Here is a 26,166-nt window from a genome sequence, read left to right as displayed (position 1 = left end):
GGAGGTTGGACACGGCGACGCCGGTGCGGTCGGAGATCATCTTCGCCAGGTCGCGGACCCGGTGCGTCTCGGTCATCTGGTTGAACACCGAGACCCGGTCGCCCTTGGCCGGCGGGTTGTCGACCGCGAGCCGGATGCACTTGACCGTGTCCTGGAGGTGGATGAACGCGCGGGTCTGACCGCCGGTGCCGTGCACGGTGAGGGGGTAGTCCACGCCGGCCTGCATGAGGAACCGGTTGAGCACGGTGCCGTAGTCGCCGTCGTAGTCGAATCGGTTGATCAGCCGCTCGTCGAGCCTGGTCTCCGCGGTCTGGGTGCCCCAGACGATGCCCTGGTGGAGGTCGGTGACGCGCAGGTGGTCGTTCTTGGCGTAGAAGGCGAAGAGCAGCTGGTCCTGCGTCTTCGTCATGTGGTAGATGCTGCCCGGGTTGGCCGGGTACAGGATCTCCTGGGTCACCATGCCGTTCTCGCCCGCGTCGACCTGCACCTGCAGGTAGCCCTCGGGGATCTTCATGCCGGCGGTGCCGTAGCCGTAGACGCCCATCGTGCCCAGGTGGACCACGTGGATGTCCAGGCCCGACTCGACCACGGCGGCGAGCACGTTGTTGGTGGCGTTGAGGTTGTTGGAGACCGTGTAGCGCTTGTGGCGGCTGCTCTTCATCGAGTACGGCGCGGCCCGCTGCTCGGCGAAGTGCACGAGCGCGTCCGGCTTCCAGTCCTCGAGCAGGTCCAGCAGCCGCTGGTAGTTCACCGCGACGTCGATGTCGTGGAAGGCGATCTCCTTGCCGGAGACCTCGGTCCAGGCGCGGAGCCGCTCGCCGATCGGGCGGATCGGGGTCAGGGACTCGCACTCGAGCTCGATGTCGATCTTGCGGCGCGAGAGGTTGTCGACGATGGCGACCTCGTAGCCCTCAGCCGACAGGTGGAGCGCCGTGGGCCAGCCGCAGAAGCCGTCCCCTCCGAGGATGAGTACGCGCATGGCTTTCCCTTCGTGGTTCGTCGCTGCTGTGCCGGAGATCGAGGTCTCGGAGCCACCAGGGGGGCCCGAGACCGCCGGGAGGGTGGTCTCCGGCGGCGCCGACGGTATGTCGACCCCGTCATTCTGTGCCATCGGCCCCGCATCCGGTGGCACCGCCCCTGGGGTGGCGCGCTCGAACCGGCCGGTGACCGGGTTGAGGTGGATGCCGCACTCCTTGACGGTGTCGACCTCCCACCACCAGCGTCCGGCGCGCTGGTCCTCGCCCGGCGCCACCGCGCGGGTGCACGGTGCGCAGCCGATGCTGGTGTAGCCGCGGTCGAACAGCTCGTTGTACGGCACCGCGTGGTCGCGGATGTAGGCCCAGACCTGCTCCCCGGTCCAGTCGAGCATCGGGTTGAACTTCTGGAGGCCGTTGACCGCGTCCCACGCCGAGACCTCGAGGTCGCGGCGCGTCTCGCCGTGCTCGCGGCGCAGCCCGGCGATCCAGGCGCGCTTCCCGCGGAGGAACCGCTGCAGGGGCGCGACCTTGCGGACGGCGCAGCACCCCTCGCGCAGCTCGGCGCTGCCGTAGAAGCCGTTCTGCCCGTGCGCGCCGGTCCATGCGCGCACCTCGTCGGGGTCGGGGCCGATCACGGTGATCACCGGGCCGTAGCGGCGGTGCACGCTGTGGGCGAGCGCGTGGGTCTCCTCCGGCAGGCGCCCGGTGTCGACGCTGAAGACCTCGATGCCCAGCCCGTTCCGGGCGATCAGGTCGGTCATGACCATCGCCTCCGGGCCGAACGCGTTGGCCAGCACCGCCGGCGCCCAGTCCTCCGCGATCACCTCGAGGGTCGCCAGCGTGGCGGCGAGTTCCGCGCGGTAGGACAAGGCGATGCTCCGGAAAGGGGGCGGGAGGGTGGCGGCCCCTCGGTCAACGGTGCTCGGAGGCTAGCAAAGGAGGCGTGCGGGTCGGCGGCACCGCGCGGCGCGTCAGGCGTCGCCGGGTAGCCTGCAGCCGGCAACCGCACGTCACTACTCGGAGGATCGAGCGTCTTGCTCTTCGTCGTCATTTCCATGGGTGTCAGCCTGCTCTTCGCCGCGCTGGTCGCCCTGTACGTCGCCTACCCGCACCGCGGGGAGAAGATCCCCGCCGTGCCGTGGCTCGGCGAGGCGATGGGACGCGCCGTGCGCCGCGCGCCCGTGCTGGACGAGGTCGAGGGCGAGGTGCTGCGCCAGGGCTGGGTGGTCGGCGCCGACTGACGCCCTGCCCGGCGGCGGCCGAGTGGTGATCGGCGCCCGCGGACTGGTTGGATGACCCCCATGGAGTGGCTCTACCTCGTCCTCGGGATCGCGGTCCTCGGCATCGTCCTGCTCGTCGGGCTGCTGGCGGCCGGCCGACGCCGCTCGACGCCGCCGCCGGCGGCCGGCGGCGACGTGCTGGCGCCGGAGCGTCCCGTCGAGGAGGCGCCGCCGGAGGAGGCGGCCGAGCCCGGTGCCGGCGTCGAGGTCCTCGAGCCCGAGGCGCCGCCCGCGCCGGAGGCGCCCGAGCTGGAGCGCCCGGAGAAGCCGTCGTCCCGGCTGGTGCGGCTGCGCCAGCGGCTCGCCGGATCCGGCACCTTCGGCCGCGGGCTGCTCGGGCTGCTGTCCCGCGACAGCCTGGACGAGGACACCTGGGAGGCGATCGAGGACCTGCTCATCGGCGCCGACATCGGGGTGGGCCCGACCCAGGAGCTGGTCGAGAGGCTGCGCACGCGGATGCGGGTCGAGGGCGGCACCGACGGCGCCGCCGCGCGTGAGATCCTGCGCGAGGAGCTGATCGCGCTCGTCGACCCGTCGATGGACCGTTCGCTGCAGGTCAGCGGTGCCGACGGCAACCCCGGCGTGCTGCTCGTGGTCGGCGTCAACGGCACCGGCAAGACGACCACCGTCGGCAAGATCGCGCGCATCCTGGTCGCCGAGGAGCGCACCGCGCTCCTGGCGGCCGCGGACACGTTCCGCGCCGCCGCGACCGAGCAGCTGGCCACCTGGGGTGAGCGGGTCGGCGTCGAGGTGGTCCGCGGGCCCGAGGGCGGCGACCCGGCGAGCGTCGCGTTCGACGCCGTCAAGCAGGGCGTCGAGGGCGAGCTGGACACCGTGGTGGTCGACACCGCGGGCCGCCTGCAGAACAAGCAGGGCCTGATGGACGAGCTCGGCAAGGTCAAGCGGGTGATCGAGAAGCAGGCCCCCGTCACCGAGGTGCTGCTCGTGCTCGACGCGACCACCGGCCAGAACGGCCTGATCCAGGCCAAGGTCTTCTCCGAGGTCGTCGACGTCACCGGCATCGCGCTGACCAAGCTCGACGGCTCCGCGAAGGGCGGGATCGTGGTCGCGGTGCAGCGCCAGCTCGGCGTCCCGGTCAAGCTGGTCGGCCTGGGCGAGGGGCCCGACGACCTCGCGCCGTTCGACCCCGCGGCGTTCGTGGACGCGCTCCTGAGCTGAGTCCGATGGGCCGAGCGCGTCGCTCGCTGCGCTCCCTGCGCGTACTTCTCCCGCGTCCGAGCAACTCGTTACATTGCTGAAACAAACCGTCGAGGGCGCGGAAACGTCGGGCCACGAAGGTTCTCCCTAACCGGAGACGCGGGCGTCGCACGAGGGCCGCCCGTCACCCGGATCGAGAGCCCGGAGGTGACGGTGGAAAACGGCTACTACACGTGGATGCTGGTGTCGTCCTCGCTCGTGCTGCTGATGACGGCACCGGGCCTCGCGCTGTTCTACGGCGGCATGAGCCGGAGCAAGTCCGTGCTCAACATGATGATGATGTCGTTCAGCGCGCTCGGCATCGTCGGCATCGTCTACGCCCTGTGGGGCTGGTCGATGTCCTACAGCACCACCGCCGCCACGGTGGACGGTGAGACCGGTGGCGAGGTCGCGAAGCTCTTCTCCAACCCGTTCACGCAGTTCGGGCTCGAGAGCACCGACCCGGCCAACTACGTCTTCGTCGCCTTCCAGATGACCTTCGCGGTGATCACCGCCGCGCTGATCAGCGGCGCCGTGGCCGACCGCATGAAGTTCTCGGCCTGGCTGGTCTTCGTGCCGGTCTGGGTCACCCTCTCCTACTTCCCGCTCGCCCACATGGTGTGGGGCGGCGGCTTCCTGAGCGACGTCCAGAACGGCCTCGCCGACCTGCTCTTCTCCGGGGACGGTGCCGCCGAGGTGGCGCCGATCGACTACGCCGGCGGCACGGTCGTGCACATCAACGCCGGCGTCGCCGGGCTCGTGCTGGCCCTGCTGGTGGGGCGTCGGATCGGCTTCGGCAAGGAGCCGATGAAGCCGCACAACCTGACGCTGACGATGATCGGCGCCGGACTGCTGTGGTTCGGCTGGTTCGGGTTCAACGTCGGCTCGATCGTCAACCTCGACGACTACACCACCGAGACCGGCCTGGTCTGGCTCAACACCACGCTGGCCACCTGTGCCGCGATGCTCGGCTGGCTCGTCGTGGAGAAGATCCGCGACGGCAAGTCGACCTCGCTCGGCGCCGCCTCCGGCGTGGTCGCCGGCCTGGTCGCGATCACCCCCGCCTGCGGCAACCTGGTCCCGTGGAGCGCGATGGTGCTCGGCGTGGTCGCCGGCATGCTCTGCGCGCTCGCGGTCGGCCTGAAGTACCGCTGGAACTACGACGACTCCCTCGACGTCGTCGGCGTCCACCTCGTCGGTGGACTCGTCGGCACGATCGGGGTGGGCTTCCTCGCCTCGAACGAGGGGGGCCTGCTGACCGGCGGTGGCGCCAAGCAGCTGGTGGTCCAGGTGTGCGTCGCGCTGTTCGCGATGCTCTGGTCCGCGGTCGCCACGCTGCTGGTCGGCTTGGCGATCAAGTACACGATGGGTCTGCGCCTCGACGACGAGGCCGAGGTCGAGGGAATCGACTTCATCGAACACGGCGAGTCTGCCTACGATCTCGGGACCAGCGGGGGCGCACGCCGTGCGTCGGTCCTCGGCTCGGGATCCACTGCAACGGAGGTAAGCGCATGAAGCTGGTCACCGCAGTCATCAAGCCGCACAAGTGGGAGGACGTCCGCGAGGCGCTGGAGACCTTCGGTGTCACGGGGATGACCGTCAGCGAGGTCAGCGGCTACGGGCGCCAGAAGGGTCACACCGAGGTCTATCGCGGCGCGGAGTACGACATCGCGCTCGTGCCCAAGATCCGGATCGAGATCGTCGTCGACGACGGCGACGCCGAGGACATCGTCGGCATCATCACCAAGACCGCGCAGACCGGTCGGATCGGTGACGGCAAGGTCTGGGTCAGCCCGATCGAGACCGTGATCCGGGTCCGGACCGGCGACAAGGACGCGGCCGCGCTCTGAGCGCGCCAGTCGGCTCGGCCCTCGGGGCACGACGGCCCGATCGCCTGAGCGGTCGGGCCGTCGCCGTACCGTGGGTCGGGAGCAGGAGGGGAGGGGAGGCATGACGGCAGTCGAGCGGGCGGTCCGCACCGACGCTGCCGACGCGCTCTGCCAGAAGGCCTACGCGGGGGCCGACGGCCCGGACTGCGGGGTCGCCCTCGTCGCCGTCGGCGGCTACGGCCGCGGCGAGCTCGCCCCCTACTCCGACCTCGACCTGGTCCTCGTCTCCGACGAGGGCGTCGACACCGCCGAGCTCGCCCAGCAGGTCTGGTACCCGCTCTGGGACTCCGGCGTGCGGCTGGACCACTCGGTCCGGACGCTCCCCGAGATGCTCGAGGCGTTCGAGGGTGACGTCCGGGTCGCCTCGGGGCTGCTCGACGTGCGGCACGTCGCCGGCGACCCCAACCTCACGCTCCGGCTGCGCACCACCGTGCTCGCCCAGTGGCGGCGCCGGGCCCGCGAGCGGCTGCCCGAGCTGAAGGCGATGGTCGACGGCCGCTACCGCCTCGTCGGCGAGCTCGCCCACCTGTCGGTCCCGGACCTGAAGGAGTCCGCCGGCGGGCTGCGGGACGCGACGGTGCTGAACGCGCTCACCGCCACCTGGCTGGTCGACGTGCCGGCCTCCGACCTGGAGCGCTGCCGGCGCCAGCTGCTCGACGTCCGGGACGTGCTGCACACCCTGGCCGGCCGCGCCACCGAGCGGATCGCCCCGGAGCACTGGGCGGGTATCGCCGAGGGGCTCGGGCTGGACGACGAGCTCGCCGCCCAGCGCCACGTGCGCGAGCTGGGACGCCGGATCCGGCACCTCTCGCGGCTCGCCTGGCGGCGGGTCGACGACGCGCTGCGCCGCCCGACGTCGAACCGCCCGCGCCGTCCCGAGCTGGAGCCGCTCGCCCCCGGGGTGGCACGGTCCGGCGGCGAGATCGTGCTCGACCGCGGCGCCCGCCCCGAGAAGGACCCGGTGCTCCTGCTGCGGGCCGCCGCCGAGGCCGCCAGCCGCGACCTCGTCCTGGCCCCGCCGACCGCCGCCCGGCTGGTCCGGGAGGCGGCGCCGCTGCCCGAGGTCTGGCCCGCCGAGGCGCGCCAGCAGATGGTCCGCCTGCTCGCCGCCGGCCCCGGCATGCTGGGGGTCTGGGAGACGCTGGAGGAGACCGGGGCGTTGGACCTGGTGCTCCCCGAGTGGGAGCGGATCCGGCTGCTGCCACACGCCTCGGTCATCCACCGGTTCACCGTCGACCGGCACGCGGTGGAGACCTGCATCGAGGCGTCCGGGCTGATCCGGGGCGTCTCCCGCCCCGACGTACTGGTGGTCGCCGCGCTCCTGCACGACATCGGCAAGGGCGGCCTGACCGCGCACAGCGTGGCCGGGGCGCCCATCGCCCGCACCGTCGCCACCCGGATGGGCTTCGACCCGGCGGCCGTCGACCTGGTCGAGCTGCTGGTGCGCTGGCACCTGCTGCTGGCCCGGGTCGCCACCACCCGGGACCCGGACGACCCGGCGACGATCGAGGCGGTCACCGCGCACGTCGACTCGCCCGAGGCGCTCGAGCTGCTGACCGCGCTGACGGAGGCCGACGCCAAGGCGACCTCGGCGCAGGCCTGGACCTCGTGGCGGGCCGGCCTCGTGCACGACCTCGCCCGACGGGTCGCCGCCGCGCTCGAGTACGGCGCGGTGCCGCCGGCCATCCCGGCCGTCGACATCGAGCTCCCCGAGCTGCCGGTGAGCGGCTCGAAGGTCACCGTCGAGCCCGTGTCCGACGGGTCGCGGGTGCAGGTCTTCGCGCCCGACCGGGTCGGCCTGCTGGCCGACGTCGCCGCCGTCTTCGCGCTGCGCCGGGTGCCGGTGCACGCCGCCCGCGCCTGGGCCCAGGGCGACACCGCGATCTCGGTGTGGGACGTGGCGGAGGAGGGGCTGGACGCCCGCGCGCTCAACGACCAGCTGGACAACATCGCCTCCGGGCGGGTCGACCCCGCGACCCGGCTGGCGCCGCGGCCCGCCGAGGCCGGGGAGCTCGCGCCGACCGTGGTGATCCGGCCCGAGGCGAGCGAGCAGGCGACGGTGATCGAGGTGCGGGCCAGCGACCGGATCGGGGTGCTGCACCTGGTCTGCGGGGCGCTGGCCGACCTGGACATCTCGGTCCGCTCCGCCCACGTGTCGACGCTCGGCCCGCAGGCGGTCGACGTCTTCTACGTGCAGGAGGCGCACGCGGGTGCCCTCTCGGAGACCCGGGCGGCCGAGGCCGCCCACGCGATCCGCGACCGGATCAGCCCGCCGGCGGCCCAGGTGCGCCGCGAAGCGGGTCCGCAGGGGACACGCCGCTAGAGTTGCCCTGTCCGACGTGCCCACCCACGCCTGTCTGCTCGAGGATCTCCTTTGTTCGCCACACTCTCCGACCGCCTCAACGCGACGTTCAAGAACCTTCGCGGGAAGGGCCGGCTCTCCGAGGCCGACATCGACGCCACCGCGCGCGAGATCCGGATCGCGCTGCTCGAGGCCGACGTCGCACTGCCGGTGGTCAAGGAGTTCGTGGCCGCGGTCAAGGAGCGCGCCCGCGGCGAGGAGGTCAGCGGTGCGCTGAACCCGGCGCAGCAGATCGTCAAGATCGTCAACGACGAGCTGGTCACGATCCTCGGCGGCGAGACCCGCCGCCTGCGCTACGCCAAGACCGGCCCGACCGTGATCATGCTCGCGGGTCTCCAGGGCGCAGGAAAGACCACCCTCGCGGCCAAGCTCGCGCTGTGGCTGAAGGACCAGGGCAAGTCGCCGCTGCTGGTCGCCTGCGACCTGCAGCGCCCCAACGCCGTCAACCAGCTCCAGGTCAACGGCGGCCGCGTCGGCGTACCGGTCTTCGCCCCGGAGCCCGGCAACGGCGTCGGCGACCCGGTCCAGGTGGCGCGCTCGGCGGTCGAGGAGGCCTCCCGCAAGCTGCACGACGTGGTCATCGTCGACACCGCCGGCCGCCTCGGCGTCGACTCGGAGATGATGGCGCAGGCCGCCTCGATCCGTGACGCGGTCAACCCCGACGAGGTCCTCTTCGTCGTCGACGCGATGATCGGTCAGGACGCCCTGTCCACCGCTCAGGCCTTCCTCGACGGCGTCGGGTACGACGGCGTCGTGCTCACCAAGCTCGACGGTGACGCCCGCGGTGGTGCCGCCCTCTCGATCCGCCAGGTCACCGGCCGGCCGGTCATGTTCGCCTCCAGCGGCGAGAAGATGACCGACTTCGACGTCTTCCACCCCGACCGGATGGCCTCGCGCATCCTGGACATGGGCGACGTGATGACCCTGATCGAGCAGGCCGAGAAGGCCTTCGACCAGGAGCAGTCGCTCAAGGCCGCGCAGAAGCTCTCCGGCCAGGGCGGCGAGTTCACCCTCGACGACTTCCTCGAGCAGATGCAGCAGGTCCGCAAGCTCGGCTCGATGTCGAAGATCCTGCAGATGCTGCCCGGCATGGGTCAGATCCGCGACCAGCTGGAGAACTTCGACGACCGCGAGATCGACCGGATCGAGGCGATCATCCGCTCGATGACGCCGGCCGAGCGCGCCAACCCCAAGATCATCGACGGCTCCCGCCGCGCCCGCATCGCGAAGGGCTGTGGCCGCCAGGTCTCCGACGTCAACAGCCTCGTCGACCGCTTCTTCGAGGCGCGCAAGATGATGATGGCGATGGCCAAGGGCGGCGGCATGCCCGGCATGCCCGGGATCCCCGGCATGCCCGGCGCCGGCGGCGGTGGCGGCAAGCGGGTCAGCGCCAAGCAGAAGCAGAAGGCCAAGGGCAAGGGCAAGCAGCGCCGCTCCGGCAACCCGGCCAAGGCCGCGCAGGAGGCGGCTGCCGCCAAGGAGAAGGCCGCCCAGTCCGGCGGCAACCCGTTCGGCATCGGCGAGGACATCGACTACGAGAAGGCCGCCGAGAACCTGCAGCTGCCCAAGGACTTCTCCAAGTTCCTGAGCTGACGGGCCGACCGCGGTGAGGTCCGTGCTCGTCGTCGACGGCGCGAACGTCGTCGGCGCCCGCGCCGACGGCTGGTGGAAGGACCGCGCCGGCGCCGCCCGCCGGCTGCACGAGGAGCTGCTCGTCGCCGACATCGAGTACGACGTCGTCGTGCTCGTGCTCGAGGGGCAGGCCAAGGGCGGGGTGAAGGCCGGGCGCGACGCCCACGTCCGAACCGTCCACGCGCCGAAGGACGGCGACGCGACGATCGTGGCGGAGGCCCGTGCCGCGGCCGAGCGCGGGCAGCGGGTGGTCGTGGTGACCGCCGACCGGGCGCTGGACGCGCGGGTGCACGGGGCGGGTGCGACGACCGTGGGGCCCACCTGGCTGCTCTCCCGGCTCTGAGCCCGGGGGAATCACCGGTCGACCGGTGAATCGGTCGCTTGACAGGCGTTGCAACGCCTGTCAAGCGCATGAATCCCCGGTCAACCGGTGATTCATGTGGCGGGTGTGACACCCGCCCACGGTTGGTACCGTCGCGACCGTGACTGCGCTGAGGTTCTCCGGACCGGTCCTTCCCGACGGGGAGACCCGCGAGCTCTGGGTGGTGGACGGCACTGTGACCTACGAGCGCCCCGCCGGCGCCGAGACCGCCGCGGAGGGCTGGATCGTTCCCGGCCTGGTCGACGCCCACAACCACCTCGGGCTCGAGGACGGGGGCGGCGTCAGCGACGAGCGGATCGAGGAGCAGGCGCTGGCCGATCGCGCCAACGGCGTGCTGCTGACCCGCGACTGCGGCTCGCCCGCCGACACCCGCTGGGTGCAGGAGCGCGACGACCTCCCGCGGCTGATCCGGTGCGGTCGGCACGTGGCGCGGACCCGGCGCTACATCAAGGGCTACGGCCAGGAGGTCGAGCCCGACGAGCTCCCGGACACCGTCGCCGCCCAGGCAGCCGCCGGCGACGGCTGGGTCAAGCTCGTGGGCGACTGGATCTCCCGGGAGGAGGGCGACCTGGCCCCGTCGTTCCCGGCTGACGCGGTGGCGGCCGCCATCGGGGTCGCGCACGCCTCCGGCGCCAAGGTGACCGCCCACTGCTTCGGCACCGAGTCGCTCGGCCCGTTGCTGGACGCCGGCATCGACTGCATCGAGCACGGCACCGGCCTCACCGAGCACCACCTGGAACAGATGGCCGCCGGGGGAGTGGCGCTGGTGCCAACGGTGCTGCAGACCTCGAAGTTCCCGACCTTCGCCGAGGCCGGGCGCGAGCGGTTCCCCGGCTACTCGGCGACGATGGACGCCCTTTACGCCACCCGCCGCGAGGTGCTGATGCAGGCCCACGAGGCCGGGGTCGCGCTCTACGTCGGCAGCGACGGCGGCGGCTCGACCCGCCACGGCGTCCTGCACGAGGAGATCCTGGCCATGGCCGACATGGGCCTGTCGGCGTACGACGTCCTGGGTGCGGCCTCCTGGCGCGGCCGGGCGTGGCTCGGGTGGAACGCCGGCCTCGACGAGGGCGACCCGGCGGACTTCGTCGTCTACGACCGCAACCCGCTCGACGACCTGACCGTCCTCGCCACCCCGGCGCGGGTGGTCCTGCGGGGGGCGGTCGTCGCCTGACGGCGCCCGCGCCTTGGTGCGCCGGTACCTTCGCGGGGATGACCTCCTCCGACGACATCGCGATGTGGGACGCCGAGGCCGACGCGTTCGACGAGCCGGCCGACCACGGCCTGCGCGACCCGGTGGCTAGGGATGCCTGGCGGGCGCTGCTGCTGGCGAACCTGCCGGCGGCGCCCGCCCGCGTCGCGGACCTCGGCTGCGGCACCGGGACGCTGTCGGTCCTGCTCGGCGACGAGGGGTTCGCCGTGGACGGGGTGGACTTCTCGCCGCGGATGATCGAGCTGGCGGAGCGCAAGGGCGCCGACCGTGCCGGGGTCCGCTTCCGCCGCGGTGACGCCTACGAGCCTCCGCTCCCGCGGTCCGCGTACGACGTCGTCCTGTGCCGACACGTGCTGTGGGCGATGCCGGACCCGGCGGTCGCGCTCCGCCGGTGGGCCCGCCTGCTGCGCCCGGGCGGCCGCCTGGTCCTCGTCGAGGGCCGCTGGTCCAACGGCGCCGGGCTGTCCGGCGAGCAGACCACCCGCCTCGTCGCCGACGCCGGCCGACCTGCGTCGCTGGTCCCGTTGAGGGAGGCGGCGTACTGGGGGCGGGAGATCACCGACGACCGCTACCTCGTGGTCAGCCGAGCCGACGAGGCCTGACTCCGTCCGTCCACGCTCCCGGCTCGATTTCTGGCCCGACGCCGCCCTCTGGCAGAATGTCCCCTTGAGTTCTGCGTCACCGGGAACCCTCTCAACCCGACGACGCGGCGCCATCCGAAGCGGTACGCCGGTGTTCCCCACCTGGTCGTGCCGGTTCAACCCACCACAAGTTCTCAAGGAGACACCACTAACGTGGCCGTCAAGATTCGCCTGAAGCGCCTCGGCAAGGTCCGGGTGCCGCAGTACCGCATCGTCGTCGTCGACTCCCGCAAGAAGCGTGACGGCAAGGTCATCGAGGAGATCGGCAAGTACCACCCCAAGGAGGACCCGTCGTACATCGACGTCGTCTCCGAGCGGGCGCAGTACTGGCTGACCGTCGGCGCCCAGCCGTCGGAGGCCGTGGCCCGCATCCTCGAGGTCACCGGCGACTGGCAGAAGTTCAAGGGCGTTGACGGTGCCGAGGGCACCCTCAAGGTCAAGGAGCCCAAGCGCGACAAGCTCGAGATCTTCAACGAGGCCCTCAAGGAGGCCGCGAACGAGCCGAAGGCCGCCGCGACCACCTCGAAGAAGAAGGCCGAGAAGGTCGAGGAGCCCAAGGCTGAGGCTCCCGCCGAGGAGGCGCCGGCCGCCGAGGCCGCCGCCGACGAGTCGGCCGAGGCCTGAGCCCGTGCTCGCGGACGCTCTCGAGCACCTGGTCCGGGGGATCGTCGATCACCCGGACGAGGTGACCGTGCGTGACCGTCAGCTCCGGCGCGGCTCGGTGCTCGAGGTCCGGGTGCACCCCGACGACCTCGGCAAGGTGATCGGACGCAGCGGCCGCACGGCCACCGCGTTCCGCACCGTGATCTCGGCCCTGGCCGGGGGCGCGGGCGCGCGGATCGACTTCGTCGACACCGACCGCCGCTGAGCCAAGCTCACAGCTCCACACGAACGGGCGTCTCCCCCACGGGGAGGCGCCCGTTCGGCGTTCCGGAGCCCGCCGCCGTAATCTCTGGTCCCGTGGAGAGCATCGAGGTCGTCGTCGGTCGGATCGGCAAGCCGCACGGGATCCGGGGCGAGGTCACGGTCGACGTCCGCTCCGACGAGCCCGACCGCCGCTTCCAGCCCGGCGCCGTCCTCCGGGCCGCGCCGCCCCGCGGCGGAGCCTTCGCCCACGACACCCTGACCGTCGAGGGCGCCCGCTGGCACCAGTCGGTGCTGCTGCTGGCCTTCGAGGAGATCGCCGACCGCAACGCGGCCGAGGCCGCCCGCGGGGTGGTGCTGCACGCCACCGTCGCGGCCGACGAGCGCCCCGAGGACCCCGACGAGTTCTACGACCACCAGCTGATCGGCCTGGCCGCCGTCGACCTGGACGGCGCGCCCCTGGGCGAGGTCACCGGCCTGACCCACGGCGCCCAGGACCTGCTGCGGCTGCGCACCGTCGACGGCCGGCAGGCGCTGGTCCCGTTCGTCACCGCGCTCGTCCCCGAGGTCGACATCGACGGCGGCCGGGTCGTCATCGCGGACCGCCCGGGCCTGGTCCGGCCGGCCCCCGAGGACGAGGGCCCTCAGGAGGGTTCGCAGGAGGGTTCGGACGCGTGAGGCTCGACTACCTCACGATCTTCCCCGACTACCTCGCCCCGCTGCGGCTCTCGCTGCCGGGCAAGGCGATCGACTCCGGCCTGCTCGAGCTGCACGTCCACGACCTGCGCGCCTGGACCCACGACCGGCACCACACCACCGACGACACCCCGTACGGCGGCGGCGCCGGCATGGTGATGAAGCCCGAGCCGTTCGGCGAGGCCTTCGAGGCGCTCGGGGTGGGCGCCGGCGACACCGTCGTCTTCACCACCCCGTCGGGGCAGCCGTTCGACCAGCGGGTCGCCGAGGACCTGGCCACCCGGGAGCGGCTGGTCTTCGCCTGCGGGCGCTACGAGGGCATCGACCAGCGGGTGATCGACCACGCCCGCACGATCGCCGAGGTCCGCGAGATCAGCCTGGGCGACTACGTGCTCAACGGGGGAGAGGTGGCCGCGCTGGCGATCACCGAGGCCGTCGTCCGGCTGCTGCCCGGCTTCATGGGCAACGCCGCGTCGCTGGTCGAGGAGTCCCACGCCGAGGGCGGGCTGCTGGAGTACCCCGTCTACACCAAGCCGCGGACCTGGCAGGACCGCGAGGTGCCCGACGTGCTGCTCAGCGGCGACCACGGCCGGATCGCGCGGTGGCGCCACGAGCAGGCGGTCCGCCGCACCGCCGAGCGCCGCCCGGACCTGCTGCACCCCTCGGCGCTCGACGACGGCACCCCGATCGTGCGGGCGGTGCGCGGCGACGCGGAGGAGCTGCTGACGCTGCAGCGCGCCTGCTGGGTGCAGGAGGCGATCGCCAACGAGATGCTCGACATCCCCGCGCTGCACGAGACCCTCGACGAGGTCCGAGCGGACCTGGACCGGTGGGAGACGTACGTCGTCCGCCGGGCCGGCCGGCTCGTCGGATCGGTGCGCGGGCGCCTCGACGGGGACGTCTGGGAGATCGGTCGCCTCGCCGTCGCCCCCGACCTCCAGGGCCAGGGGCTCGGCCGCGTGCTGCTGGGCCACGTCGAGGCCGTCGCACCGTCCGGCGCGGCGTCGTACCGGTTGGTGACGGGGGCGCGCAACGAGCGGAACCTCGGGCTCTACAAGAAGGCCGGCTACCGCCTGCGGCGCGATCTGGCGGCCCCTTCCGGCGCCGTCACGCTGACCAAGCGTCTTTAGGTCGGGCTACATGCCTGTGACACAGATGGACGACCTGTAACAAGCGCGAAACCTCGATCCAGCCTCGGTGAAATCCTGGGCCGCCACCATCGTGGCGACCACGCGGGTGGGACAACGATGCCCGCGGCACCATTCCCGAGCAAACAAGAGGTACGTATGTCTACCGATCTTGCATGGCTGTTGCTGTGCACGGCCCTGGTCATTTTCATGACGCCGGGCCTGGCTTTCTTCTACGGCGGCCTGGTCAAGTCCAAGTCCGTGGTCTCGATGATGATGCTGAGCTTCGGCTCGCTCGGTCTGATCACGATCCTGTGGGTCCTCTACGGGGCGACGGGCATCGGGGCCCTCGGCGACAGCGGGATCAGCCAGTTCTTCGGCAACCCGTTCCAGGACTTCGCGCTGACCGACTCGATCAAGGCCGACGACTCCACGCTGGCCGGCGTCGCCTTCGGTGCGTCGTTCGCGATCATCACCGTCGCGCTGATCTCGGGTGCGATCGCCGACCGCGCGCGCTTCTTCCCCTGGCTGCTCTTCGCGGGCATCTGGGCGACCCTCGTCTACTTCCCGGGCCAGGCCTGGGTGTGGGCCGGCTGGATCCTCAACGGTGACTTCTTCCTCAACGGCACCGGCGCCCTCGACTGGGCCGGTGGAACCATCGTCCACCAGGCCGCCGGCGCCGCGGCGCTCGCGCTCGCCCTGGTGCTCGGCCAGCGCAAGGTCGGCTTCTCCAAGGAGGAGGCGCAGCCGCACAACGTCCCGCTGGTCCTGATCGGTGTCGCCATCCTGTGGTTCGGTTGGTTCGGCTTCAACACCGGCGTCTACGGCGCCACCGAGGGCCAGACCAGCCTGATCTTCCTCAACACCCTGATCTGCCCGGCGGCCGGCATGCTCGGCTGGCTCGTCGTGGAGCACTTCAAGGAGGGCAAGGCCACCGCGGTCGGCGCCGCCTCCGGTGTCGTCGCCGGTCTGGTCGCCATCACCCCGGCCTGCGCCCACATCGACCCCTGGGCCGCGATGGTCCTCGGCGCCTTCGCCGGTATCGTCTGCGCCTTCGCGATCGACCTGAAGTTCAAGCTCGGCTTCGACGACACCCTCGACGTGGTGGGCATCCACCTGGTCGCCGGTTTCATCGGCTGCATCTCGCTCGGCTTCCTGGCCAAGTACGACGGTGAGGGCCTGTTCTACGGCGGCGGCTTCGCCCAGCTGTGGTCGCAGTTCTCCTCGTCGATCTTCGTGATCGCCTACGCCTTCGTGGTCGCCTACGTGGTGGGCCTGCTGATCGAGAAGACGATCGGCTTCCGCGCCAAGGAGGAGGACGAGATCGCTGGTCTCGACACCGCCCTGCACGGCAGCGGCTACACCGGCATGGCCAGCTGAGGTCATCGGCTCAACGCGCCACGCGCAGGCCCGTCCCGGACTCGTCCGGGGCGGGCCTGCTCGCGCGTCCGGCCGGGTTCAGGCGTGGGTGCGCATGCGCCTGCTCGACGCGCGGATCCGGTCGCTGAGGTGCTGGACCTCGCCGAGGACGTCCTGCGCCAGCCACACCGGCGACCGTCGAGAGCGCGGAGCCTTGGCCAGCACGCCGTCGGAGACCAGCTTCTTGATCAGCGACTCCGCGTCCTCCGCCGCGACGCCGAGCCGCTCGACGACCAGGTCGACGTTGACGATCGGCTCCTCGGTCAGCAGGTCCAGGAGCCGGTACGGCGCGGTGCCGGGCCGGGTCACGCCGGTGCGCTCCTGCCAGCCCTCCCGGATCTCCCGGATCGTGGTGGCCGTCGTCCACGACTCCGCGGCGGCGATCGACGCGGCGCTGGCCAGCATCGCGATGATCGTGTGCGCCCGCCCGGCGCGGTAGTCGTTCAGCGCCTCGAAGTACCGGTCGCGGTGGGCGACCAGGGCCGAGGCGACCGGCACCGTCAGGTGCTTGGTCACCCGGCGCCGCCGCAGCACCGCGTGGATCAGGGTGCGGCCGATGCGTCCGTTGCCGTCGATGAACGGGTGGATCGACTCGAACTGGGCGTGCACGATCGCCGCCTGGGCCACCGGCGCCAGGTCGTCGCGGTCGGCGAACGCGAAGAGGTCGGTCAGGTAGTCGGGCACGGTCTCCGGCGGCGGCGGCACGTGCAGCGCGCCGCGGGGGGAGTAGTCGCTGCCGCCGACCCAGTTCTGGGTGGTCCGGTACTGCCCGGCGCGGTGGGCCTCGTGCGGGTTGCGGGCCATCAGGTCGTGGTGCGCCTCGAGGACGGCCTCGCTGCGCACCTTCCGGGTCCGGCCCGCGTCGTTGATCATCCGGGTCAGCGCCGCGGTGGCCGACGCCATCGAGACCGCCGAGGAGCTGGCGCCGACGCCCAGCAGGGCACGCCCGTAGTCGGCCAGCCCGGCGTCGACGTTCTCGATCTTGGAGGAGTCGATCGACTCGGTGCGCAGCTGCAGCGGGTTGAGCTCCATGAGCGTGCGCCCGTGCACGAGGTCGAGGTGGCCCAGGTTGCCGGCGCTGGCGGTCGTCATCGCCGCCAGCGGCCGCTCCAGGTCGAGGTCGAGGTCGGCGATCATCGGCGGCAGGGAGACCCGGATCTCCCGGACCTGCTTGTCCGCGCGGGGGCCCCGGACGGTCCGCTGGCGCCACGGGCGCACCTCGTAGGTGTGCGGGGCCCAGTCGACCGGGGCGGCGGTGGCGGGCTCCGTCATGCGACCATCCTTCCAGCCCGGGCCCGCGGCGAACTCACGATTTCGCCGCCGCGCCCCGGCATGGGATGATTCTTCGTCGGCACCGCGGACGCTTCTGCCACAGGGGAATCGTCGGACGCGGGTGCCTCCGCAACCGAACCACGACCGCGGTTGACCTGTGGCACTCGCGAGGAGCAACCATGAGCAACGCCCCGTCCGTCGCCGGTCGCAGCGTCGTCGCCGAGCTCGGCAACGCCACCAAGCGCACCGACATCCCCGAGTTCCGCGCCGGTGACACCGTCAAGGTGCACGTGAAGGTCGTCGAGGGCAACCGGTCCCGCGTCCAGGTCTTCCAGGGCGTCGTGATCCGCATGCACGGTGCCGGCATCGGCCGCACCTTCACCGTCCGCAAGGTCTCCTTCGGCGTCGGTGTCGAGCGCACCTTCCCGCTGCACTCGCCCATCTTCGAGACCGTCGAGGTCGTCACCCGCGGTGACGTGCGCCGGGCGAAGCTGTACTACCTGCGCAACCTGCGCGGCAAGGCCGCCAAGATCAAGGAGCGCCGCGAGGCCTGAGCCACGCCGTTCCCCGCAGCCCCCGACCGATCCGGTCGGGGGCTGCGTCGTTCTCGGGGAATCCCGGCCGCCGGGACGCGCCGTCGATGGGGAGGGCGCCGTACGGCGGGCCGGACCGCTGCCTAGACTCGACCATCGTGACCACTGACGCCCCGGACGCACCGCACGACCCCGCCTCCGCCGAGGACCCGGGGCGGCGCCGCGACGCCGGGGCCGAGGGCTCCAAGCGCAAGCCGCTCCCGGTCTGGCAGGAGAGCCTGCTGCTGCTCGGCGTCGCGCTCGGCCTCGCCATCGTGATCAAGGCGATCTTCGTCCAGGCGTTCTACATCCCGTCGGAGTCGATGGAGCCGGGCCTGATCAAGAACGACCGGATCCTGGTGCAGAAGGTCTCCTACTGGTTCGCCGGCACGCCGCAGCGCGGTGACGTCGTGGTCTTCGAGGACCCGGGCGGCTGGCTCGGCCCGCAGGACGCCCCGGCGCCGACCGGCGTGGCGAACCTGCTCTCCAAGGTCGGCCTCTACCCGACCGGCGGCCACCTGGTGAAGCGCGTGATCGGCGTCGAGGGTGACGTGATCCGCTGCTGCAACCGCCAGGGGGAGATGCTGGTCAACGGCGAGCCGATCGACGCGAGCGAGTTCATCGCCGACGACCCGGGCGCCTGCGACGGTGAGCGCTCCGACCTCGGTGTGCGCAGGATGTGCAAGTGGTCGGTCGGGCCGATCCCGAAGGACAAGCTCTTCGTGATGGGCGACAACCGCGGGCACTCGGCGGACTCCCGGGCCCACATGTGCGCCCCGAACGAGGATCCGTGCACGGAGAGTCCATGGGTCGACACCCGCCTGGTGGTCGGCAAGGTCTTCGCCCTCGTCTGGCCGCAGGACCGGTGGACGTGGATCGGCCGCCCCGACGCCTTCGACGACGTGCCCGACTCCCCGCCGGCCGCCAAGGCCGCCGGCGACTGAGGGAGCGGGCGATGAGCACCGCGCCCAGCCTCCGGATCGTGCGCCGCATGCTGCGCGGAGGGCTCCTCTCGGTGGCCGGCGCCGACGAGGTCGGCCGTGGGGCCCTCTGCGGTCCGGTGACCGTGGCCGTCGTCCAGGTCACCGAGGCCACCCGCAGCGCCCCGCAGGGGGTGCGCGACTCCAAGCTCCTCAGCGCCGAGGCGCGCACCCGGCTCGCGCCGCGGATCCGTCGCTGGGCGCCGTACGGCATCGGCCACGCCACCCCGGCCGAGATCGACGAGTTCGGGATCATCGCGGCGCTGCGGCTCGCCGGGCACCGCGCCATCGCCGCGCTGCCCGACCCGCCCTCGACGGTGCTCCTCGACGGCAACCACGACTACCTCACCGCTCCCGAGCAGGACGCGCTGTTCGTCCCCGCGGGCCTGCTGAGCGACACGCCGCCGGTGGTGACGATGATCAAGGCGGACCTGCGCTGCGCCGCCGTGGCGGCCGCCAGCATCCTCGCCAAGACCGAGCGGGACGCGATCATGGCCGACCTCGCGCCCGACTTCCCGGAGTACGGCTGGGCGACCAACAAGGGGTACGCCGCGCCCGACCACCTCGCGGCCCTGGCCGAGCTGGGACCCACCCCCCACCATCGCGTCTCCTGGCGGCTGCCGGGGATAGGATCGCCCGAGCCGGAACAAGTCGTCATGGGGGAGGAGATCCGATGAGTGCCGAGGACCTCGAGAAGTACGAGACCGAGCAGGAGCTCAACCTCTACCGGGAGTACCGGGACGTCGTCGGGATCTTCAAGTACGTCGTCGAGACCGACCGCCGCTTCTACCTGTGCAACTCGGTCGACGTGAAGGCCCGCAGCGAGGGCGGGGACGTCTTCTTCGAGGTGTCCATCTCGGACGCCTGGGTGTGGGACATGTACCGTCCCGCGCGCTTCGCCAAGAGCGTGAAGGTGCTGACGTTCAAGGACGTCAACGTCGAGGAGCTGGCCACCTCCGACTTCGAGCCGCCGAAGGGCTGAGCCCCGTCGGCCCACCGGGCTTCGACAGAACACCACGCGGCGCGCTCCCGCGGCCTACGATGCGGGCGATGCGGGACGCGGGGGGCGCGTCCGGGGGAGCAGAGGTGGGGCAATGGTGCGTCCGAGGGTTGCCCGCGCGCGGGCAGGTCGTCCACGTCGTCCGGGTCGTCGCGGCGACCGGGGTGCGGCCGCCGTCGAGTTCGCGCTGGTGCTGCCGGTGCTGCTCTACCTGATCTTCGGCATCATCGACTTCGGCGTGGCCCTGTCCTTCCGGCAGTCGGTCAGCCAGGCGGCCGCCGAGGGAGCCCGCGCCGCGGCGGTGCAGATCGATCCCGGCCTGCGCGAGCTCGACGCGTTCGCCGCGGTCGAGGGCGCGATGGCCGCCTCCGGCAAGACCTGCGCCTCGGACGGGATGACCTGCACCATGCTCCTCGCGCCGGCCAGCTGCGCCACGTGCGTGGAGGTGACGGTCTCCTACGACTACGGCGAGCACCCGCTCATCCCGTCGGTTCCCGGCTTCGGCGTCCTGTTCGACACCATCGAGCACTCCGCGGTGATCCGGGTCAGCTGAGCCCGACCGGCCCCGCGGCGCGCCGGCTCCGCGGCGGTGCCCTGTGGGCTCGCCGGTGGGGTCGCGCCGCGCCTCCACAGGCGGGCGCCGGCTCCCGCCGGGCCGACGGCCCGCGCCGTCATCGTTCCTGCCAGGAGGTGGGAGATGACCGAGACCGAGACGGGCGGGCCGCGGCGGGACCTGCGCCGCCGAGCGCTGGGGGCGTACGGCGAGGAGGTGGCCGCGCGGCACCTGACCGAGCGTGGGCTGGTGCTGCTCGACCGCAACTGGCGGTGTGCCGCCGGCGAGATCGACCTGGTGCTGCGCGAGGGGCGGACCCTGGTGGTGTGCGAGGTGAAGACCCGTAGCAGCCTGGTCTCCGGGCTGCCCCACGAGGCCGTCACCGACGAGAAGCTCGACCGCCTCAAGCGGCTCGGCGAGCAGTGGGCGCACGCCCACGCCGTGCGGCCGGCGGGGATCCGGATCGACCTCGTCGCCGTGCTCCGGCCCCGGCGCGGGCCGGCCGTGGTCGACCACGTGGCGGGGCTGCTCTGATGGGCGTCGCGACCGCCCGCTGCGTGGCGCTGCGCGGGGCCGTGGGGCACCTGATCGACGTCGAGGTCGACGTCTCGGCCGGCCAGGCCGGGGTCGCCCTGGTCGGGCGCGCCGACGTGGCACTGCGCGAGGGGCAGGAGCGGGTCCGGATGGCCGTCGCCAACAGCGCGCTGGAGTGGCCCAGCAGCCGCCGGGCGACGATCCTGCTCGCCCCGGCCGACCTCCCGAAGGCCGGCACCCACTTCGACCTGGCGATCGCGGTGGCGGTGCTCGCCGCCTCCGAGCAGCTCGACCCGCGTGCGCTGGCGGCCACCCTCTTCGTCGGCGAGCTGACCCTGGCCGGCGGCCTGCGCCCCGCGCCGGGCGTGCTGCCGATGGTGCTGGCCGCCGCCGAGCACGGGATCGACCGCGTCTTCGTGCCGGAGCCCCAGGCCGCCGAGGCGGCGCTGGTGCCCGGCACCAGCGTCTTCGGGGTGCGCTCGCTGGGGCAGGTGGTGGCGCAGCTGCGCGGCGAGCCGGTGCCCGAGGCCCCGCCGGTGGCCGCGGCCTCGGGCGCCGCGCTCCTCACCTGGCGCGGCCAGCAGCGGCTGGAGGAGGCCGACCTGGCCGACCTGACCGGGATGGAGGACGAGAAGTTCGCCCTCGAGGTGGCCGCCGCGGGCGGCCACCCGCTGCTCCTCTCGGGCGCGAAGGGCGCCGGCAAGACCAGCCTCGCGGAGCGGATCCCGACGATCCTGCCGGACCTGACCGCGGAGGAGTCGCTGGAGCTGACCGCGATCCACTCCCTGGCCGGCGTGCTCGACCCGGGGCAGGGGCTGCTCGTCCGCCCACCGTTCGCGGCGCCGCACCACGACGCGTCCAAGGCGAGCCTGATCGGCGGCGGCACGGGGATGGTGCGCCCCGGCGCGATCTCGCAGGCGCACGCCGGGGTCCTCTTCCTCGACGAGTTCGCGCTGTTCCGCGCCGACGTGATCGACGCGCTGCGCCAACCGCTGGAGTGCGGCGACATCACCGTCGCTCGGCAGGAGGAGTCGGTCACCCTGCCGGCGCGGGCGATCCTGGTGCTCGCCGCCAACCCGTGCCCGTGCGGGGACTACGTGCCCGGCCGCGGCCGCGACGGCTGCTCCTGCCCCGAGCGGGTCCGCCGCGACTACCGCCGGAAGGTGGCCGGGCCGGTCGCCGACCGGATCGACATCACCCGCCACGTCCTCGCCCCCACCCCCGCCGACCCCGATCCGTTCCGGGCGCCCGAGACCTCGGCGGTGGTCCGCGCGCGGGTGGCGGCCGCCCGCGACCGACAGCGTGCCCGCTTCGCCGGCCGCGCCTGGCGGCTCAACAGCCAGATCCCCGGGCCGCGGCTGCGCGACGACTTCCCGGTCGTCGCCGCCGCGCGCCGCCGCGTCGACCGGCTCCTGTACGACGGCAGGCTGACCGCCCGCGGCGCCGTCCGCGTGCTCCGGCTGGCCTGGACGGTCGCCGACCTGCGCACCGCCGCGCAGGCGTCCGCCCCGGGCGCGGGGGAGGACCCCACGGCGCCGCCCCGGGAGGATGACGTCGAGGTCGCCCTGCGGCTGCGGTGCGGCGACCCGCTCACGCTGCCGCCGGCCGGCCACCGACCCGGGGCTGCGCGATGAGCGCCGAGCGGCTCGCCCGGGTCGCGCTCAGCGTGGCCGCCGAGCCCGGCGACCCCACCTTCACCGGGCTGGTCCGGGAGCTCGGCGCCGCCGAGCTGGTGCGGGCGCTGACCGAGAACCCCGACCACAGCGACCTGCTGAGCCGGGTGGCGGGACGGCTGGCCGGCGTCGACCCCCGCGCGGTGCTCGACCGCGCCGCCCGGTCGGGGATCCGGTTCGTCGTGCCGGGCGACGACGAGTGGCCCACCGGCCTCGAGGACCTCGCCGGCGCCGGCGCCGTCAACGAGCGCGGCGGCGTCCCGGTGGGCCTGTGGGTGCGCGGCCCGGGGCGGCTGGCCGATCTCGCCGGCGCCGTGGCGGTGGTCGGCTCCCGCTCGGCCACCAGCTACGGCACCCGGGTCGCGGCCGACCTCGCCGCGGTGGTCGGCCATGCCGGCGTACCGGTGGTGTCGGGGGCGGCCTTCGGCATCGACTACGCCGCGCACCGCGGCGCCCTCAGCGCCGACGCCCCGACCGTGGCGGTGCTGGCGTGCGGGGTCGACCGGGTCTATCCCACCGCGCACCGCCCGCTGCTGGACCACCTGGCCGAGCGGCACCTGGTGGTCTCCGAGGCGCCGCCGGGCGCGGCGCCGCACCGGATCCGCTTCCTGGCCCGCAACCGCCTGATCGCGGCGCTCTCCCGGGGCACCGTGGTGGTGGAGGCCGCCGCCCGCAGCGGCTCGCTCAACACGCTGCACTGGGCGCAGCGGATGCACCGCGTCGCGATGGGGGTGCCCGGGCCGGTCACCCAGGCGACCTCGGAGGGCGTGCACCACCAGCTCCGTCTCGGCGGTGCCGCCCTGGTCACCGGGGGACGCGACGTGCTGGAGCTGGTCGGCGCGGCCGGCGAGCACCTGACCGACGCGCCGCGCGGCCGGGCCACAGCCCGCGACGGCCTGCGGGTGCGCGAGCAGCAGGTGCTCGACGCGGTCCCGGTGGCCCGCCAGGCGAGCACGGCCTCGATCGCGGTCGTGGCCGGTCTCGCGGAGGCGGAGGTCGACCGCACCCTGCGGCTCCTCGCCGGTCACGGCCTGGTCGCCGAGGTGGCCGGCGGCTGGCGGCTCGCCGCCGGGCTGGAGTGCGGTCCCTAGGGTGGCCGGGTGAGCGCCTCCGTCCTGTGGTTCCGCCGCGACCTGCGGCTGCGCGACCACCCCGCCCTCACGGCCGCCGCCGACGGACCGGTCGCCGGGCTCTTCGTCCTCGACCCGGTGCTCTGGCGCGGGGCGGGTGACGCCCGCCGTGCCTGGCTGGCCGCGTGCCTGCGGGCGCTGGACGAGGCGATGGGCGGCCGGCTGATCGTCCGACTCGGCGACCCCGCGGTCGAGGTGCCGGCGGTGGTCCGCGGGGTCGGCGCGGACCGGGTGCTGGTCACCGCCGAGTCCACGCCCTACGGGAGCGCGCGGGACCGGCGCGTGGACGAGGCACTGGGGGAGACGCCGTTGGAGGCGGTCGGCACCCCGTACGCGGTGCCCCCGGGGACCGTGCTGAACAAGTCCGGCGACCCCTACCGGGTCTTCACCCCGTTCTCGCGGGCCTGGCGTGAGGTGCCGCTCGACCCGCCGCTGCCCGCCCCCGAGGTGGACTGGGTGCGCGGCGAGACCGGGTCGGACGAGGGCGCCCTCGCGGCGCTCCGCGAGGCGCTGGCCGACCCGCCCTGCACGCTCCCGCCGGCCGGGGAGGACGCCGCGGTGGACCGCTGGCGGGAGTTCGTCGACGACGACCTCGCCGACTACGCCGACGCCCGCGACCGGCCCGACCACGACCGGACCTCGCGGATGTCGCCGTACCTGCGGTTCGGCGTGGTCCACCCGCGCCAGCTGCTGCACCAGGTGCGCAGCCACCGCGGGGAGGGGCGCCGGACCTATGACACCGAGCTCGCCTGGCGGGAGTTCTACGCCGACGTGCTGCGCCACCACCCGGCCTCGGCCTGGGCCGACCTGCGCCCGCTCGGCCTCGACTACGACGACCCCGCGCCGCTCGTCCGGGCCTGGGCGGAGGGGCGCACCGGGTTCCCGGTGGTCGACGCCGGCATGCGGCAGCTGCTGGCCGAGGGGTGGATGCACAACCGGGTCCGGATGATCACCGCCAGCTTCCTGACCAAGGACCTGCACGCCTGGTGGCCCACCGGGGCGCGGCACTTCCTGGAGCACCTGATCGACGGCGACCTCGCCTCGAACAACCACGGCTGGCAGTGGGTGGCCGGCACCGGGACCGACGCGGCCCCCTACTTCCGCGTCTTCAACCCCGTCTCCCAGGGGCTGCGGTTCGACCCCGACGGCGCCTACGTGCGGCGCTGGGTCCCCGAGCTGGCGCACCTGGGCGGCAAGGCGGCGCACGAGCCGTGGCGCCACGCGGCCGGCTACGAGCACGGCTACCCCGAGCGGATCGTCGACCACGACGCCGAGCGGCGCGAGGCGCTGGCCCGGTACCACGCCGCGCGCGGCTGAGCGCGGTCCCGCCGATCGGGGCGCGACGTCCCTACCATCGGGGCGTGAGCGCGAGCCCGGAGGACGAGGCCCGGCTGGCCGAGTCCTGGGCGCGGCTGCTGGGCGACTACGAGCGGCACCTGGTCGCCGAGCGCGACCTCGCCCCGCACACGGTCACCGCCTACCTCAAGGACGTCGCCGGCCTGCTCGACCACGCCCAGCGCTCCGGGGTGACCGCGGCCGCGGACCTCGACCTGCGCCTGCTGCGCAGCTGGCTGGCCAAGCAGCAGACGCTCGGCCTGTCGCGGACCACGCTGGCGCGCCGCGCCACCGCGGCCCGGGTCTTCACCGGGTGGCTGGACCGGACCGACCGGACGCCGACCGACGTCGGCTCCGCGCTCGGCTCGCCGAAGCCGCACCGGACCCTGCCGGCGGTGCTGCGGGTCGAGGAGGCCCGCGACCTGGTCCGGCTCACCGCCGAGCGGGCCGACGACGGCTCGCCGGTGGGGCTGCGCGACGCCGCGCTGATCGAGCTGCTGTACGCCACCGGCATGCGGGTCGGGGAGCTGGTCGGCCTCGACGTCGACGACCTGGACCGCGACCGCAACGTCGTGCGGGTGCTGGGCAAGGGGCGCAAGGAGCGCACCATCCCGTTCGGGATCCCGGCCGCCCGCGCCCTGGACGCGTGGCTGGTCCGGGGCCGCCCCGGGCTGGCGCGCCCGGGGTCCGGGGCCGCCCTCTTCCTCGGCGCCCGTGGCGGGCGGATCGACCAGCGCGCGGTCCGCACCCTGGTGCACCGTCGGCTCGCCGAGGTGCCCGGCGCCCCCGACGTCGGGCCGCACGGGCTGCGGCACAGCGCGGCCACCCACCTGCTGGAGGGCGGCGCGGACCTGCGGTCGGTCCAGGAGCTGCTCGGCCACGCCTCGCTGGCCACCACGCAGCGCTACACCCACGTCACCACGGACCGGCTGCGACGGGCCTACCGGCAGGCACACCCGCGGGCATGAGCGCCGCCGCGAGCCCCGCCGCGAGCCCACGCGTGGCCCCGGGAGCGACACCGGGAGCGACACCGGGAGCGACGGTGACCGGCGGCAGCCCGGCCAGCGGCAGCAGGCGCACCGGCGCGCCCCCGACCAGCCGCAGCGGGTCCAGGTAGGTCCGGCCCGCCAGCCAGCCCCAGTGCAGGCAGGCCCGCGGGAAGCAGTGGGAGCCCACCGGCGCGAGCCGGCCGACCGGCTCCCCGGCCGCGACCTCCGTGCCCCGCGAGACCGTGGCGGTCACCGGCTCGTAGGTCGTCCGCGTCGCCCCGTGGTCGACCACCACCACGCCTCGCCCGGCGAGCGGCCCGGCGAAGGCGACCCGCCCCGGCAGCGCCGCGCGGACCACCGCGCCGGCGGCGCCCAGCAGGTCGACGCCCCGGTGCCCGGCGCCGTACGGCGTCGCGGGCGGGTCGAACCGCGCGACCACCACCGGCTCC

27 protein-coding genes are annotated in these 26,166 nt (G+C 73.5%); 24 read left to right on the top strand and 3 right to left on the bottom strand.

All coding sequences use genetic code 11. The features are described 5' to 3' along the window. Window positions 1-1,846: phosphoadenylyl-sulfate reductase (locus ABLM29_RS19420; RefSeq protein ID WP_349716195.1), on the bottom strand; the 1,846-nt coding region annotated here is incomplete at its 3' end. A 186-nt stretch (window positions 1,847-2,032) separates the two neighbouring features. Here ABLM29_RS19420 and ABLM29_RS19415 point away from each other — a divergent pair. The 14 genes from ABLM29_RS19415 (at window position 2,033) to ABLM29_RS19350 (ending at window position 15,640) form a co-directional block, all read left to right on the top strand. Continuing rightward, window positions 2,033-2,218 carry a hypothetical protein gene (locus ABLM29_RS19415; RefSeq protein WP_349716194.1) on the top strand — a complete coding sequence of 62 codons (186 nt, stop codon included), beginning with the start codon at window positions 2,033-2,035 and terminating at the stop codon, window positions 2,216-2,218. Between the two features lie 60 nt (window positions 2,219-2,278). After that, the gene (ftsY, locus tag ABLM29_RS19410; RefSeq protein ID WP_502889280.1) at window positions 2,279-3,436 is read left to right on the top strand and encodes a signal recognition particle-docking protein FtsY; all 1,158 of its coding nucleotides are present in this window, start codon (window positions 2,279-2,281) and stop codon (window positions 3,434-3,436) included. Window positions 3,437-3,622: 186 nt separating this feature from the next. Further along, a complete protein-coding gene (locus ABLM29_RS19405) occupies window positions 3,623-4,969 on the top strand; it encodes an ammonium transporter (protein WP_349716192.1) in 1,347 nt (448 codons plus the stop codon). Then, window positions 4,966-5,304, top strand: a complete 339-nt coding sequence (locus ABLM29_RS19400; protein WP_349716191.1) for a P-II family nitrogen regulator — start codon at window positions 4,966-4,968, stop codon at window positions 5,302-5,304. The genes ABLM29_RS19405 and ABLM29_RS19400 overlap by 4 nt, the downstream gene beginning before the upstream one ends. 100 nt (window positions 5,305-5,404) lie before the next feature. Further along, window positions 5,405-7,666, top strand: coding sequence for a [protein-PII] uridylyltransferase (locus tag ABLM29_RS19395; protein WP_349716190.1), 2,262 nt, complete (start codon window positions 5,405-5,407; stop codon window positions 7,664-7,666). Between the two features lie 51 nt (window positions 7,667-7,717). Further along, window positions 7,718-9,298: a signal recognition particle protein gene (gene ffh, locus ABLM29_RS19390; RefSeq protein ID WP_349716189.1), complete on the top strand. Its 1,581-nt coding sequence runs from the start codon at window positions 7,718-7,720 to the stop codon at window positions 9,296-9,298. A 22-nt stretch (window positions 9,299-9,320) separates the two neighbouring features. Then, complete coding sequence (locus ABLM29_RS19385) at window positions 9,321-9,680, top strand: NYN domain-containing protein (RefSeq protein ID WP_349716188.1); 360 nt, start codon at window positions 9,321-9,323, stop codon at window positions 9,678-9,680. Window positions 9,681-9,819: 139 nt separating this feature from the next. Further along, on the top strand, window positions 9,820-10,893 hold the full coding sequence (locus ABLM29_RS19380) for an amidohydrolase family protein (protein ID WP_349716187.1): 1,074 nt from the start codon (window positions 9,820-9,822) through the stop codon (window positions 10,891-10,893). Between the two features lie 38 nt (window positions 10,894-10,931). Continuing rightward, window positions 10,932-11,534, top strand: coding sequence for a class I SAM-dependent methyltransferase (locus tag ABLM29_RS19375; protein ID WP_349716186.1), 603 nt, complete (start codon window positions 10,932-10,934; stop codon window positions 11,532-11,534). 192 nt (window positions 11,535-11,726) lie between these two features. After that, window positions 11,727-12,197, top strand: a complete 471-nt coding sequence (gene rpsP / locus ABLM29_RS19370; protein ID WP_349716185.1) for a 30S ribosomal protein S16 — start codon at window positions 11,727-11,729, stop codon at window positions 12,195-12,197. 4 nt (window positions 12,198-12,201) lie between these two features. Beyond that, window positions 12,202-12,441 carry an RNA-binding protein gene (locus ABLM29_RS19365; RefSeq protein WP_349716184.1) on the top strand — a complete coding sequence of 80 codons (240 nt, stop codon included), beginning with the start codon at window positions 12,202-12,204 and terminating at the stop codon, window positions 12,439-12,441. A gap of 92 nt (window positions 12,442-12,533) precedes the next feature. Further along, the gene (gene rimM / locus ABLM29_RS19360; RefSeq protein WP_349716183.1) at window positions 12,534-13,115 is read left to right on the top strand and encodes a ribosome maturation factor RimM; all 582 of its coding nucleotides are present in this window, start codon (window positions 12,534-12,536) and stop codon (window positions 13,113-13,115) included. Continuing rightward, a complete protein-coding gene (gene trmD, locus ABLM29_RS19355; RefSeq protein ID WP_349716182.1) occupies window positions 13,112-14,263 on the top strand; it encodes a tRNA (guanosine(37)-N1)-methyltransferase TrmD in 1,152 nt (383 codons plus the stop codon). The genes rimM and trmD overlap by 4 nt, the downstream gene beginning before the upstream one ends. A 117-nt stretch (window positions 14,264-14,380) precedes the next feature. Beyond that, window positions 14,381-15,640, top strand: a complete 1,260-nt coding sequence (locus ABLM29_RS19350; protein ID WP_349716181.1) for an ammonium transporter — start codon at window positions 14,381-14,383, stop codon at window positions 15,638-15,640. 78 nt (window positions 15,641-15,718) lie between these two features. On the opposite strand, the gene ABLM29_RS19345 is transcribed toward ABLM29_RS19350, so the two are convergent. Beyond that, on the bottom strand, window positions 15,719-16,951 hold the full coding sequence (locus ABLM29_RS19345) for a Fic family protein (RefSeq protein WP_349716180.1): 1,233 nt from the start codon (window positions 16,949-16,951) through the stop codon (window positions 15,719-15,721). A gap of 179 nt (window positions 16,952-17,130) precedes the next feature. Here ABLM29_RS19345 and rplS point away from each other — a divergent pair, with 179 nt between their 5' ends. The 10 genes from rplS to ABLM29_RS19295 all read left to right on the top strand — a co-directional run bounded on the left by rplS (window position 17,131) and on the right by ABLM29_RS19295 (window position 25,696). Then, entirely contained in the window at window positions 17,131-17,505 is a 375-nt protein-coding gene (rplS, locus tag ABLM29_RS19340; RefSeq protein WP_349716179.1) for a 50S ribosomal protein L19, read from the top strand. Window positions 17,506-17,642: 137 nt separating this feature from the next. Beyond that, window positions 17,643-18,467 (top strand): signal peptidase I, encoded by an 825-nt coding sequence (gene lepB / locus ABLM29_RS19335; RefSeq protein WP_349716178.1) that lies wholly within the window; start codon window positions 17,643-17,645, stop codon window positions 18,465-18,467. Between the two features lie 11 nt (window positions 18,468-18,478). Continuing rightward, window positions 18,479-19,180, top strand: coding sequence for a ribonuclease HII (gene rnhB, locus ABLM29_RS19330; protein WP_349716177.1), 702 nt, complete (start codon window positions 18,479-18,481; stop codon window positions 19,178-19,180). Then, window positions 19,177-19,485 carry a DUF2469 domain-containing protein gene (locus ABLM29_RS19325; RefSeq protein ID WP_349716176.1) on the top strand — a complete coding sequence of 103 codons (309 nt, stop codon included), beginning with the start codon at window positions 19,177-19,179 and terminating at the stop codon, window positions 19,483-19,485. The genes rnhB and ABLM29_RS19325 overlap by 4 nt, the downstream gene beginning before the upstream one ends. Before the next feature lie 112 nt (window positions 19,486-19,597). Continuing rightward, window positions 19,598-20,056 carry a TadE family protein gene (locus ABLM29_RS19320; RefSeq protein ID WP_349716174.1) on the top strand — a complete coding sequence of 153 codons (459 nt, stop codon included), beginning with the start codon at window positions 19,598-19,600 and terminating at the stop codon, window positions 20,054-20,056. A gap of 144 nt (window positions 20,057-20,200) precedes the next feature. Further along, the gene (locus ABLM29_RS19315) at window positions 20,201-20,590 is read left to right on the top strand and encodes a YraN family protein (protein WP_349716173.1); all 390 of its coding nucleotides are present in this window, start codon (window positions 20,201-20,203) and stop codon (window positions 20,588-20,590) included. After that, window positions 20,590-22,224, top strand: a complete 1,635-nt coding sequence (locus ABLM29_RS19310; RefSeq protein ID WP_349716172.1) for a YifB family Mg chelatase-like AAA ATPase — start codon at window positions 20,590-20,592, stop codon at window positions 22,222-22,224. The genes ABLM29_RS19315 and ABLM29_RS19310 overlap by 1 nt, the downstream gene beginning before the upstream one ends. Further along, on the top strand, window positions 22,221-23,354 hold the full coding sequence (dprA, locus tag ABLM29_RS19305; protein WP_349716171.1) for a DNA-processing protein DprA: 1,134 nt from the start codon (window positions 22,221-22,223) through the stop codon (window positions 23,352-23,354). The genes ABLM29_RS19310 and dprA overlap by 4 nt, the downstream gene beginning before the upstream one ends. A 9-nt stretch (window positions 23,355-23,363) precedes the next feature. After that, window positions 23,364-24,710 (top strand): cryptochrome/photolyase family protein, encoded by a 1,347-nt coding sequence (locus ABLM29_RS19300; protein WP_349716170.1) that lies wholly within the window; start codon window positions 23,364-23,366, stop codon window positions 24,708-24,710. Window positions 24,711-24,754: 44 nt separating this feature from the next. After that, window positions 24,755-25,696: a tyrosine recombinase XerC gene (locus ABLM29_RS19295; protein ID WP_349716168.1), complete on the top strand. Its 942-nt coding sequence runs from the start codon at window positions 24,755-24,757 to the stop codon at window positions 25,694-25,696. Here ABLM29_RS19295 and ABLM29_RS19290 read toward each other — a convergent pair. Next, window positions 25,644-26,166 (bottom strand): peptidoglycan DD-metalloendopeptidase family protein (locus tag ABLM29_RS19290; RefSeq protein ID WP_349716167.1); only part of this gene is annotated, 523 nt, incomplete at its 5' end. The two genes, ABLM29_RS19295 and ABLM29_RS19290, sit on opposite strands and share 53 nt — an antisense overlap.

The sequence above is a fragment of the Nocardioides sp. YIM 152588 genome (assembly GCF_040191335.1).
GTDB lineage: Bacteria > Actinomycetota > Actinomycetes > Propionibacteriales > Nocardioidaceae > Nocardioides.
Note: the sequence above shows the minus strand (reverse complement) of the source record. Positions and strands in the feature narration are given on the sequence as shown.